Below are 12,723 nucleotides of genomic sequence, written 5' to 3'. Positions count from 1 at the left end.
GTGTTCGCAGGGGAGTGAACGGCTCGTCAGGTGGGCGGTCGCGGAGGAGCACCGGCTTCCGGCAGCGGATCGCCCACCGGAAGGATCTTGTTGATCCTGGTCCGGAACCACAGGTCCGCGCGGGCGTCGTCCACCCAGCGCTTGCCCGTACGCGGGAGATCGATGATTCGCCCTTCCGCAGCGGCCGGACCCGCGGTGTCGAGCAGCTGCCGGCCGAGGCGATGGACGATCCGCCGCACGGTCGCCTGCCATGAGGCACGGTCGGCGACCGGGTCGTCGCTCCCGCCGAGGTTCCGCAGCCACTGCCGGTAGGGACCGTCCAGCGCCCCGAAGCCCAGGTCGCGGGCGATCTCCGTCAGCGGGACCGGGTCCGATCCCGCGGCGCGCGCGAGATTGCCCGCGAGGTGTCCCAGCGCGGTCACCGCCTGCTCCGCGTCCGAGACCGCGTCCACCGCCGCGGCGCCGTGGAACGGCCGCTCCTCGTGGAGCAGGACGACGGGCAGCGTGACCCCGTCGTCGACGACCTCGTCCACCACGGACTGCTGGGTCCCGTACACCGCCCCCACCAGTCGTACCCGGATGAGGGAGCCCTTCGGCAGCACTCCCTCGGTGGTGAGCAGGGCGAGCCACTTCACCACTCCCGCAGGCAGCGTCCGCGGGGTGCCGCGTCCTGTTCCGTCCGACGGGGAGCGCTGCGCGTACAGCAGGCTGCCGAGGCCCCGCCACGCGGCGCGGGTGGGGTCGTGCTGCCGCGGCATGTAGACCAGCGGACGGCCCAGCTTCTTCTCCTGCGGGGCGCTGCGGCGCCAGCCGGACATGGGCTCCGACTTCCACCGGTCGTGCGGGGTGAGCGGGTCGCCGTAGCCGAGGACGACCCCGGTGACGGTGAGGCCGGCGCCGTCGGCGTCGTCGGCGTCGTCATCGGTGTGCAGGAGGACACGCCGTGACTGCCAGGTGTAGAGATCACGGGGGCCGGAGGGTCGGCGGACCTCGGGGTCCTCGGCGATCCGGCCGGGGCCCGGCGCCTCCTCCCGGCGCCAGACCGGCATGTCCCCGCGCCGGTCGACGGTGAGCAGGTCCTCGTCCGTGGGGATCAGATTCAGCAGCAGGGTCTCGTGCAGGGACTCTCCCTCGGCGAAGACACCACCGAGGTTGCCCGCCCAGCCCGTGCCCTCGGGATAGACCCTGCCACCCGTGGTCCGGTCGTCACCGGCCATACCGGACTTGATCCCCGACGGGTCGAAGGCGTGTGTGTGCACCAGCCACCGGGCGGCCTCGGCGAGAGAGAGCCGGTCCGCACCAGGCCGGCGCATGGCGAAGAAGGGGTCCCCGTTCGGAACGTCGGCGACGATCCGGTTCAGTGAGGCGACCTCGTTCTTCTCCGTGTGCAGGCCCGCCGTCTGGAAGAAGGGGCGCTCCGCGTGGAGCAGATCGAACCGGCCCTGATGCCGGGCGAGATACCCGGGCACGGTGGAGAAGGGGTCCGCCGCATGCCACAGCTCCTCCCAGTCCTCCATCTCCGCGGGTCCTTCCACCGCGTCGTGGAGGATCGCCAGCAGCAGCCGGAGCAGCGCGAACTCCTGTGTGGGCAGATCACCCACGAGACGCCGTAGATCACGGGCGTGTGCGAAGACCTCCAGCAGCGAGAGTTCCGTCATCGTGCCGTCGAGGCGCTGGACCGGCAGCCACGGCCGGGAGACCAGGTCGAATGAGTTCGGCACGGGATCAGGCACCTTTGCTTCCAGTGCGCCGACGGGTGTCACCCGAAGTCCGTCGGCACGGCTGTATCGGAGGTCGAAGCCTGTCAGACGGGTCTGACAATCCTCGTTCAGGACGAGAACCAACTCCCCTGCCAGCCAAGGGCATTCCTTGACCTGCCAGGCCGGAACGGCGAATCGCTCCAGCTCGGCGATGGTCCGGTCGATCGCCCACGGCTTGGAGAACTGCCAGGGCAGTGTCAGGGCGCTCGCGGCGACGGCCTCGGCGGCCCAGCGCGTCGGAGGCGCGTGCTCGGGCAGGTCCAGTCCGCCCCTTCCGCCGTCGAGCCAGTCGACGGTGGTCAGCCGGCCGTCCCGGCGGCGCTGGATGACCAGCACCTCCAGGCTCTCCTCACTGTCGCGTACCTGAGCGCGCCCCTCGCGGGTGTCGTCCGCGTCGCCCGCGTTCGCGTCGAGCCAGCCGATCACCGGGCGTCCGGCCCGGCGGACGGGTCCCAGACGGAAGACATCGGCGTTCTCCCGTTTCGTGGCGAGGCCGTTGAGGTACGCGCGACGGTTCTCGGCCAGCGTGGAAGCCCAGTGGCCGGGGCCGACCGGACCGTCCCCGTAGGCGGACTGGACCAGCGGGCTGATGTGGTCGGGCAGGACGAGCGGAGCCCCGTCCAGATGCGGGCCGAGGACCGCGAGCGCCCGCAGCAGCGTGTGCGGCCCCCGGTAGACGCCGAGCGAGCCGCGCACGGGCTCGGGAGGGTCGGCCCGCCAGTCGGCGCCGGTGACCAGACACCGGGCCCGGACCAGCCGGGGCGGACGGGAGCGTGGATGGCGGTGCAGCCGCCCCATGCGCTGGAGCATCAGGTCCACCGGCGCCAGATCGGTGACGAGCAGATCGAAGTCGATGTCGAGCGACTGCTCGACCACTTGACTGGCCACGACGATGTGCGGCCCGGTGGGACGCTCCCCGTACGGACCGAAACGCTCACGCAACTCGGCGTCCTTGCCCGCCCGGTCGGCCGCGAGGAACCGGGAGTGCGCCACGGTCACGGCGTCGGTGCCGAAGTGCAGCCTCAGCCGTTCCGCGGCTTCCAGCACCCGGTCGACGGTGTTCCGTACGACCAGTGCGCAGCCGCCGTCCCGCAGTTCGTCCGCCAGCCGCCGGACAAGGATCGACAGATCGTCGTCCACTCTCTCCAGCAGCACCTCGGTGCGGCGGCCCGTGGCCGGGTCCGGGCACGCGGTCGTCACCGCCGCCCCGGGAGCCACGGCGGTGAGCAGCGGGTACGCGTCCTCCGGTACGTCCGTGACGCCCCCCGGGTGCCCCGCTTCCTCTCCCGCGTAGGCTGCCGCGAGCTCCCTTCTCCGGCCCGCGGGAAGCGTCGCCGACAGCAGCACCACCGGTACTCCGTACGCCGCCAGCCATTCCAGCACCCGGTCCAGGTAGGCGTTCATATAGGCGTCGTAGGCGTGGACCTCGTCGATGATGACGACCTTGCCCGCGACCGCCAGATGCCGCAGCGCCAGATGCCGGCTCTTGAGCCCGGCGAAGAGCACCTGGTCGATCGTCCCCACCGCGAATGACGAGAGCAGAGCCTTCTTCCGCCCCCGTAGCCACTGGTGCGCGTGGAGTCCCGAAGGGCCGGAGCGGGCGGCCGCCCCTGGATGGGGCACGGCATCCGTACGGTCCGGCTCGACGGCGGCGATCGTACGGTCCCCGGCACGCATCAGCCCTGACCAGACCTCATTGAGCGCCGACTTCGCGTGTGCCAGTACGACGGAGCGCGGGCCGTCCTGGGGAAGGTGGTCAAGCCAGCTCAGCAGACGCGGGAACATCGCGTCTCCCGTGGCCCGGGTCGGCAGCGCCACCAGACAGCCACCGGCCCCGGTCCTGGCGGCAAGGATCTCCGCCGCCGCGAAGGCCGCCTCCGTCTTGCCCTCGCCCATCGGCGCCTCGATGATCAGCAGCCCGGCCGCGGGCATCGCCCGGGCCATCCGTACCGCCTCCTCCTGCACCGGCCGGATCACCGCACCGTCCGGCAGTGCGAAGCGTTCCCGGAACAACTCGGCCGCTGTACCCTCCGGTTCCGCCGCCGTCCAAGGCCCGGGCAGGTCGAGCCCGGCCCACGCCGCCGACAGGCGCCGGGCCTCTCCCTCCGGGCCCCGTGGCGACCAGGACGAGGGGTCGTACGGAAACAACTCCGTTGAACTCGCGATCCAGTCGGAGACGATGACCAGGCCGGTCAGCACCACCTGCACCGTCTGCGGCAGCCGCACCGACGACCAGTGCGCGAACCGGTCTGTGAGCCCGGCGACTTGTGCGCAGGCGTCCATCAACTCGTATTGCACAGAACGCCATGTGTCCTCGCTCGCACCCGGGGTCCGGAGCAGCCGGGGGCGGAGCCGGAGATCGTGGATCTGCTGGTGGTCCGGCGGCGTGCCGTGATGACCACCGGCCACCACGGCGAACTGCCCGGAGAAGCGGTCGGCCAGTCCGAACCGCTCGGAAAGCCACTCCTGGAGCAGGAGTTGACTCGCCAGCCCGTGCGGAGCCATGCGCCGGTCGGTGCCGAACTGCTTCTGATACGGCATTTCCAGCCCGGCCGACCGCATACGATCCGCCAGACCCTCCACCTGGCAGGCGAAGGCCGGTGTCGCCTTGCCGATGTCGTGGGTGGCGGCGAGGAAGACCAGCAGGCGACGTGCGTCGTCGGCGCCCCCGGGCAGCGCTTCGGCGACGAGTGTCTTCACACGGTTGGGTACCCATTCACCCCACAACACCCCTGCCACAGAGGCGCTGTCCGCCATATGGCGCCATAGGGGGAGCCACTCTTCGGTCCGTCTGTCGTGCTTTCCCCAGGCCCGTCTGGCGGCGGGGGAAAGGAGATCGAAGGGTGACCCGGAGTCGGGATCGTTCGAACTCGGTACTGAATGCGGCATGGCTGCATACCCCCGCCGGGCTGTGGTGTTCCGAAAGGGTCGGTGGAGAGACCAGGTCGCCGGCCGTCGAGTGCCGACATGGGGACAGCGTGTTCCACGAGGGGGTTCGGACCGGGGCTGGTGTGAACCACCTGGTGGCCGCTGGGCGCCGGTCTCCCTGTCGCTCGCGCAGGCCACCGGTACGTGGGCGTCACGCTCCCGGGAGGGCCGGGCGGAGGCAATGTCCACGCAAATTGCCGCCGCGGCCTGGCAGTTCGCCGCGGCTGTTCGCCACGCTGTTCTCCTGAGAGGTGTGCACCGACGAGGACGGCAGGAGGGCAGAGTTCACCCGCGCGAGGGGCCGAGTGATCTCCCCTGAGCCGGGGACTGCCGCGTCACCACAAGTAACGTAGCGCATCCGCAGGGTTGCTGACGCCAGATCAACCGGCTTTCATTCCCTCAAGGGGCCATGCTCCTCAGGTAATTGACCTTACGCAGCCGAGAAGTTCATGGTTGAGGACTGGGAGCGATCGCCGACCGGCCGCGCAGACTGAAGATCAATCCAGCCCCCGCGGGCGCAGTGAGCAACACACACCCGAGCGCGCACCCCAGAAGTCCGTGAGGGTCAGCCCCGCAGTGGCGGGGACGGTCTCCTCTGTGCGCCCGTCCACGGCTACGCGGAGGGTGCACGCCCCACAGGTGTGATCGTTTCAGAACGACATTCGAAGGCGCCGGAGGCAGATGATGTGCTGCAGGCGGGGCCAGGTAGTCCCTGGTGGAGATCGGGGCGTGGCTCGTACGGGTGCGGCGGTTGCCTCCGGTGAGCGTCACGACGCGCGGGGTGCCACAACGGTCCACGATCACATGGCACTTGGAGCCAGGGCGGGCGCGGTCGACAGGCGAGGGGCAGGCATGGCTCCCCCTTTGAGAGCCCGGACATGCGAGCCATCCACGGCGCAGTCGTCCAGGTCCAGCAGGTCCGCGCGTCGCAGTTCGGTCAGCAGTGCGGTGTGCAGGCGGACCAGAAGCCGGCCCACGCGAAGCACCGGCTGGTGCCCTCGGGCACGGGCGGCGAGCTGGCGGAGGTCGAGCTGCTGGGCTGACCTTCCCGGCGCATGCGTGAGGGCCCGTCCCCCTGGGGGGACGGGCCCTCACGTCGGCTTGCTAGCCGCGGATCAGGTTGCGCAGCACGTACTGCATGATGCCGCCGTTGCGGTAGTAGTCCGCCTCACCGGGGGTGTCGATGCGGACGACCGCGTCGAACTCGACACCGGTGTCGGTGGTGACCTTGACCGTGCTCGGGGTGGTGCCCTCGTTCAGCTCGGTGATGCCGGCGATGGAGAAGGTCTCCTCGCCGGTCAGGCCGAGCGAGTCGGCCGACTGGCCGGCCGGGAACTGGAGCGGGAGGACGCCCATGCCGATGAGGTTCGAGCGGTGGATGCGCTCGTACGACTCGGTGATGACGGCCTTGACGCCGAGGAGCGCGGTGCCCTTGGCCGCCCAGTCGCGGGACGAGCCGGAGCCGTACTCCTTGCCGCCCAGGATGACCAGCGGGGTGCCGGCGGCCTGGTAGTTCTGCGAGGCGTCGTAGATGAACGACACCGGCGCGTCGGCCTGGGTGAAGTCGCGGGTGAAGCCGCCCTCGGTGCCCGGCGCGATCTGGTTGCGCAGGCGGATGTTGGCGAAGGTGCCGCGGATCATGACCTCGTGGTTGCCTCGGCGCGAGCCGTAGGAGTTGAAGTCACGACGCTCCACACCGTGCTCGGTGAGGTACTTGCCGGCCGGGGTGTCGGCCTTGATCGCACCGGCCGGGGAGATGTGGTCGGTGGTGACCGAGTCGCCGAGCTTGGCGAGCACCCGGGCGCCGGCGATGTCGGTGACCGGGGTGGTCTCCATCGTCATGCCCTCGAAGTACGGGGGCTTGCGCACGTAGGTGGACTCGGCGTCCCACTCGAAGGTGTTGCCGGTCGGGATCGAGAGCGCCTGCCACTGGGCGTCGCCCGCGAACACGTCCTGGTAGGACTTGTTGAACATGTCCTCGCCGATGGCGTTGGCGACGACGTCGTTGACCTCGGCCTCGGACGGCCAGATGTCCGTCAGGTAGACCGGGTTGCCCTCGGTGTCGGTGCCGAGCGCGTCCTTGGTGATGTCCACCTTCATGGAGCCCGCGATGGCGTACGCGACGACCAGCGGCGGGGAGGCCAGGTAGTTCATCTTGACGTCGGGGTTGATCCGGCCCTCGAAGTTCCGGTTGCCGGAGAGGACCGAGGTGACCGCGAGGTCGTGCTCGTTGACGGCCTTGGAGACCTCCTCCGGCAGCGGGCCGGAGTTGCCGATGCAGGTGGTGCAGCCGTAGCCGACGAGGTTGAAGCCGACCTTGTCGAGGTACGGGGTCAGGCCCGCCTTGTCGAAGTAGTCGGTGACGACCTTCGAGCCCGGGGCGAGGGTGGTCTTGACCCACGGCTTGCGGGTCAGGCCCTTCTCCACGGCCTTCTTCGCGACGAGCGCGGCGGCGACCATGACGTACGGGTTCGAGGTGTTGGTGCAGGAGGTGATAGCGGCGACGGTGACGGCGCCGTGGTCGATCGTGTAGGTCGTGCCGTCGGGGGCGGTGACCTGGACCGGGTTGGACGGGACGCCGTTGGTGGCGGCCGGGGCGTCGGACGCCGGGAAGGACTCCTGGCCGGCCTCGTCGGCGGTGGCGACGTAGTTGAGGACGTCGCTCTTGAACTGCTCGGCGGCGTTCGCGAGGACGATGCGGTCCTGCGGGCGCTTCGGGCCGGCGATCGACGGGACGACGGTGGAGAGGTCGAGCTCGAGCTTCTCGGAGAAGTCGGGCTCGGCCGCCGGGTCCAGCCAGAGGCCCTGCTCCTTGGCGTACGCCTCGACGAGCGCGACCTGCTGCTCGGAGCGGCCGGTGAGCTTGAGGTAGTTCAGGGTCTCGCCGTCGATCGGGAAGACCGCGGCGGTGGAGCCGAACTCGGGCGACATGTTGCCGATGGTGGCGCGGTTCGCGAGGGAGGTGGCGGCGACGCCCTCACCGTAGAACTCGACGAACTTGCCGACGACGCCGTGCTTGCGCAGCATCTCGGTGATGGTGAGCACCAGGTCGGTGGCGGTGGTGCCGGCCGGCAGCTCGCCGGTCAGCTTGAAGCCGACGACGCGCGGGATCAGCATGGAGACCGGCTGGCCGAGCATCGCGGCCTCGGCCTCGATGCCGCCGACGCCCCAGCCCAGCACGCCGAGGCCGTTGACCATGGTGGTGTGCGAGTCGGTGCCGACGAGGGTGTCGGGGTACGCCTGGCCGTTGCGGACCATGACCGTACGGGCCAGGTGCTCGATGTTCACCTGGTGGACGATGCCGGTGCCCGGCGGGACGACCTTGAAGTCGTCGAAGGCGGTCTGGCCCCAGCGCAGGAACTGGTAGCGCTCCTTGTTGCGGCCGTACTCGAGCTCGACGTTCTGCGCGAAGGCGTCGTTGGTGCCGAACTTGTCGGCGATGACGGAGTGGTCGATGACCATCTCGGCCGGGGAGAGCGGGTTGATCTTCGCCGGGTCACCGCCGAGGGCGGCGACGGCCTCACGCATGGTGGCGAGGTCGACGACGCAGGGCACGCCGGTGAAGTCCTGCATGATCACGCGCGCCGGCGTGAACTGGATCTCCTGGCTCGGCTGGGCCTGGGAGTCCCAGTCGCCGAGCGCCCGGATGTGGTCGGCGGTGATGTTCGCGCCGTCCTCGGTGCGGAGCAGGTTCTCCAGGAGAACCTTCAGGCTGTAAGGCAGCCGGGCGGAGCCCTCGACCTTGTCCAGCTTGAAGATCTCGTACGACTCGTCACCCACGCGCAGCGTGGCGCGGGCGTCGAAGCTGTTCGCCGACACGACAGTCTCCTTCATATATGTGCGCGTTCCACCACATCCTGCCGCCACGTACTCGTCGTCGATCCGCTAAGGTAAGGCTAAGTTAGGTAACCCTTACCGGGGGTGGCGGCAGCGGTGCGCCTCGGCAGATATCTCGATGTCGAGATAACTCTAGTACATCACCGGCGGTCGGTCATGCCCGGCAGGCGTTGTCCCGTGTCACTGAAGGTTGAGCGCGTGCCATCGAACCTTGAGCGCCTGAGGCGATCAGCCCCACTGCCTCCACAGGCGCCTCAGACGGCGGAGGCTCGTGCCGTCTCGGCGGATCCGTGACACGGGCGGCCGGGGATTCCTCTCGCCGGCCGGGGGCCAGTGGCCATCAGGGGACAGAACGGACGACTGGCGCTCCGCCTGTGCCCTGATTTCCCAGTGGGCCTCGTGAGCGGTTACGCGATACGCCTCTTCCCACGAAGCCAGTGCCGCGGCGACCCCCGCACCGGCTGTGCCCCGGCGACGAACGTGGCGCGCAAGCCACACGAGGGAAGCAAGGACTGCACCCAAGCCACCGAAGATCGCCAACAGCGGGAGGACGTCATCCATGCGCTGAGGCTATGCCCACCTCCGCTGCCGTGTCACACGTCGAGCGTCGCTCAAGGTTCGATGACACGCGCTCAACCTTCAGTGACACAGGACAGGCGTCGGGCGTGCTCGGATCGGAGTGTTCCGCGAGGGGTGGGGTGGTTCCGCCTGTGCGGCGAGCGGGCCGGGGGCGGCGCTGAGGGGTGGTGCGCGGCGCGGTGAGCGCGGCGGTCAGGCCCGGTGCGCCGACCGCGAGGCGGTCGCGTCGACGCCTGAGGCCCGCAGCGCGCGGGCCAGGAGCTCCAGCTCGGGCAGCGTCCCGTGTAGCGCCCGGCCAGGATCTGTTCCCGTACGGGCCCGCAGAGGGGCTGAACCCCGGGATCCCCGTCGGAGGTCTGCTCGGCGTCGGCTTCGGCGTCCCCCCGGACAGCGGCCGGGACCCCGCCCCCGCCACCCGCACCCCCGACGCCGGTCCGGACCTCGCCTGCCCCGACCTCGGCCCGCTCGCGGGGACCCGGGCCGCCGGATTCTCGCCGACGGGCCGCACCCTGGCCGTCGCGACCAGCAGCGACCCCTCCCCTGGGCCCGGCCGGAGCTCCCCGTCGAGGAGTGAGCGGCACCGTCATCGTCGTCGTCACCTCCGCGTGGCGGCCAGGTACCGGCCCAGGGTCTCCTCGCTGTCCGGGGTGAAGCGGTCCTCGCGGACCGCCCGGAGCAGGTCGGGCACCGGCAGCCAGCGGTACGACATCACCTCGTCCGGGTCGGGACGCGGAGTGTCGTCCGCCAGGACGGCCTCGTGGACGGCCAGCCAGTGCGGGCTGAGCCCGCCGTGGCTGAGGAACTTCACGACGAGGCGCACCGGGGCCCGCACCCCCAGCTCCTCCGCCAGCTCGCGCGAGGCGGCCTCCTCGTACGACTCCCCCGGGGCCACGGCGCCGCCGGAGCCCACTTCCTCGTACCCGGGGAACCGGGCGACGCCCAGGGCGCGGCGCTGCACCAGGATCCGGCCGTCCCGGTCCCGGCACACCACGACGGCGACCCGGTGCGGCCAGCCGCGCCGCACGGCCTCGGCCCGGCCGACGACGCCGATGACGCGGTCCGACTCGTCCACACGCTCGACGAGTTCGGCAAGGCCGTCATGTGTGTCATCGGCCTGGGGAGGCGCGTGCCCGTCGCCCATGGCGCTACCGGACCCGCTCGCGCTCATGGAGCTCCCGCATGACCCGGTCGCGGAGCAGCTCGTACTCCGCCACGAGCCTGCGCCACTCGGTCACCGGCGGGCGGGGGACGACGCTGCCGCCGACGACGGTCTCCTCCGGGCCGAACTGCTCCCGGGTGAGGTCGATCTCTATGCCCATGCCGAGGCGATTCCACCAGTGGTAGTCGACCCGCTCCCCGCCGACGTGCACCTCTCCTCGGATCAGCTCGCCGCCCAGCAGGTCGTTGACCACCATGGCGGTCACCCCGCACTGGTCCCGGGCCGGGTTGTCCGGGGTCCAGCGCGAGCGGAACTCGGGAGTGCAGGTCTCGGCACTCCAACTGCCGCGAACGGCTCGTTCGATGTCGGAGAGAAGCAGCGGTGTCATGTCTCCGATGCTGCCAGTGAGCACTGACAATGCGGCCTAGCCGATCCCTGGGCTGTCCCTGACCTTCCTGAAACCGTCGACGACGACCCAGACTCCGCTGCCGTACGGGGACTCCTCGGACTGCGCACGGATCGCGTCCACGTCGACGGACACCGGCCAGCGCGTGCCGTGCACCGACCAGTGCACGCCGGTGAGGTCGATCCCCCGGAGGTCGACAGCGCGAAGGTCGGCCTCGGTGAAGTCGGTGAGGAGGCGGTGCGCTTCCTCGGGATCGAGGGTGGCCGGGTTCCGCCCGAGGGCCCGTGCGGCAGCGCGCCCGAGCGCCGAGACCTGGACCGCGAGCAGATGCCGACCGACCTGTCCCGCGTGCGCGGAACCCGTCGCCGAGCGATTCGTCGTGAATGCAGTGATGACGACGCCGAGGTCGATCAGGAACGCGCTTGTCCGGTCGCAGAACTCGGCGATCTCCTGGGACTTCGCGACGGACCCGAGTTCCTCCACCGCCCTCGTCATGGTGCCGAGCAAGCCGAAAACGCGTTCACCAGGGGTGCGGGCAGCCAGGTGCTTCATCCTTGCCACCCGACGGATCACCCTCTCCAGCACGGTCATGGCGCTGCGGTCGCCTGCGGCGCCCACGGCCTCCTGCTGCAGCCAGATATCCAGGTGGAGCGCGTTCAGGTCCAACCGCAGCTCCTCCAGAGTCACGACAACCGTAGCGACAGCCTCACGACGGAGGGCCTCATAGGCGTCCTCGACCGAGTCGTACTCGTACAGATCACGCAGGACCCGGCTCACGTGATCCGCCCGCCCGCACGCTGCCGCGACTCGCTGGTCGGCACGCAGCGCAAAGCGTGCACCCGGATCGAGTGGCACCGCCGGATCCTCGTCCAGGCGACTCGTGGTCCCGGTTCCGCGCACGGGAACGACGTGGTCGGGCACGATCGCCGCCAATCCGCCCTCCACGTCCAGGACCTGACCAAGCCGGTCCACCGATGCCGCGTGCTCGCTCTCGGCCGCGATCTCCCGCAGCCCCGCCTCCACGTCGAGGACCGCGTCCAGCGCCGCGTCCAGCGCCGCGTCCAGCGCGTCGCCGCGGAAGGGACCGAACAGGCTCAAGAAGTCGGGCTCGTCCGTCACTGGTCCCGCTCCTCTGCTGTCAGAAAGGCCGCCGCCGCGAGGCGTGCCTTGCGCAGGTTTCCCCGTACCGTCTCCGCCGACAGTTCGAGCTGTTCGGCGATCTCCACGGGCCTGAACCCGGCGAGCGTCCAGGCGAGCACCTGACGCTGGCGCGGCGGCAGGGCCGCGAGCACGCGCAGGGCGAGGTCCTGGGCCTCCCACGCCGATGCCAGGTCGGGGTGGGCCAGGAGCGCGGTCGGCGCGGGGAGTTCCGCGACCGGCTCCTCCTTGGTGCCGTACAACACGCGGCCGAGTTCGCGTGAGGCGACGGTGTGCACCCATGCCTTCGGCGCGCGCAGGTCGGCCCATCTGCGGTGGGCGCTGAGCATGGTCTCCTGGGCGATGTCCGCGGCCAGCGGGAGGCTCGCGCCCTGGCGGACGAGGAATCCGACCAGGGGTTTGATCATGGCGCGGTAGAAGGCGGCGAACTCGGCGTCGGCATCGAGATCGGTGGCGGCAACGGTGACGGCCTCCGCCGGACGCTCGGGGTCCTGGGTCGGCAGGTCAGCGGAACCCGCGAGGCCGGGGGAGCTCCTGGCGGTGGACGGCAGGACCGCCGGCCGCCGCTCGGCGTCGTCCACCCCACTGGCCTCGTTCACGCGACCGACTCCTCGCCCGGGCCTTGCCCTTCGCCCAGGGTGCCGCCCGACCCTCGGCTGATCCTCAGCCTCAGTCGGCCGTCCCCTCGCTGGTCGTCGAGCTCCAGCTCGGCGCCCTCCGGCGCGGCGGCCGCGAGGCCGAGCACGTACTGCCGTTGCGCCTTCTCCTGCTGGACGCGGCCTCGGTGCCGGAGCCACAAGGCCAGCACCCCGGCCGCCTTCGCGACGACCACGCCCACCACGGTGGTGATCAAGGTCATCTGGTCCACCCCCGCTCCCCCCTCTCCTCGGTACCTC

8 protein-coding genes and 1 pseudogene are annotated in these 12,723 nt (G+C 70.6%); 1 reads left to right on the top strand and 8 read right to left on the bottom strand.

All coding sequences use genetic code 11. From position 1 onward, the window contains the following. Positions 1-26: 26 nt before the first annotated feature. Positions 27-4,649, bottom strand: coding sequence for a type I-E CRISPR-associated protein Cse1/CasA (gene casA / locus ACIPXM_RS07265; protein WP_401652909.1), 4,623 nt, complete (start codon positions 4,647-4,649; stop codon positions 27-29). A gap of 759 nt (positions 4,650-5,408) precedes the next feature. Further along, positions 5,409-5,644, bottom strand: a pseudogene (locus ACIPXM_RS07260) (IS5/IS1182 family transposase); the annotation flags it as partial. Here ACIPXM_RS07260 and ACIPXM_RS07255 point away from each other — a divergent pair. Continuing rightward, positions 5,567-5,731: a hypothetical protein gene (locus tag ACIPXM_RS07255; protein WP_401653714.1), complete on the top strand. Its 165-nt coding sequence runs from the start codon at positions 5,567-5,569 to the stop codon at positions 5,729-5,731. The pseudogene ACIPXM_RS07260 and the gene ACIPXM_RS07255 sit on opposite strands and share 78 nt — an antisense overlap. Positions 5,732-5,792: 61 nt before the next feature. Here the strand turns inward: ACIPXM_RS07255 and acnA are convergent, their stop codons facing one another. The 6 genes from acnA to ACIPXM_RS07225 all read right to left on the bottom strand — a co-directional run bounded on the left by acnA (position 5,793) and on the right by ACIPXM_RS07225 (position 12,686). Continuing rightward, the gene (gene acnA / locus ACIPXM_RS07250) at positions 5,793-8,507 is read right to left on the bottom strand and encodes an aconitate hydratase AcnA (RefSeq protein ID WP_401652907.1); all 2,715 of its coding nucleotides are present in this window, start codon (positions 8,505-8,507) and stop codon (positions 5,793-5,795) included. 1,192 nt (positions 8,508-9,699) lie between these two features. Further along, positions 9,700-10,245, bottom strand: coding sequence for an NUDIX hydrolase (locus ACIPXM_RS07245; protein ID WP_401653661.1), 546 nt, complete (start codon positions 10,243-10,245; stop codon positions 9,700-9,702). A 4-nt stretch (positions 10,246-10,249) separates the two neighbouring features. Continuing rightward, positions 10,250-10,651 carry a hypothetical protein gene (locus ACIPXM_RS07240; protein WP_401652905.1) on the bottom strand — a complete coding sequence of 134 codons (402 nt, stop codon included), beginning with the start codon at positions 10,649-10,651 and terminating at the stop codon, positions 10,250-10,252. Between the two features lie 36 nt (positions 10,652-10,687). Further along, positions 10,688-11,788, bottom strand: coding sequence for a hypothetical protein (locus ACIPXM_RS07235; RefSeq protein ID WP_401652904.1), 1,101 nt, complete (start codon positions 11,786-11,788; stop codon positions 10,688-10,690). Further along, a complete protein-coding gene (locus tag ACIPXM_RS07230) occupies positions 11,785-12,426 on the bottom strand; it encodes an RNA polymerase sigma factor (RefSeq protein WP_401652902.1) in 642 nt (213 codons plus the stop codon). The genes ACIPXM_RS07235 and ACIPXM_RS07230 overlap by 4 nt, the downstream gene beginning before the upstream one ends. After that, on the bottom strand, positions 12,423-12,686 hold the full coding sequence (locus tag ACIPXM_RS07225; RefSeq protein WP_401652900.1) for a hypothetical protein: 264 nt from the start codon (positions 12,684-12,686) through the stop codon (positions 12,423-12,425). The genes ACIPXM_RS07230 and ACIPXM_RS07225 overlap by 4 nt, the downstream gene beginning before the upstream one ends. Between the last annotated feature and the right edge of the window lie 37 nt (positions 12,687-12,723).

Origin of the sequence: Streptomyces sp. NPDC090025 (assembly GCF_044748125.1) — a bacterium.
Taxonomy (GTDB): Bacteria; Actinomycetota; Actinomycetes; order Streptomycetales; family Streptomycetaceae; genus Streptomyces.
Note: the sequence above shows the minus strand (reverse complement) of the source record. Positions and strands in the feature narration are given on the sequence as shown.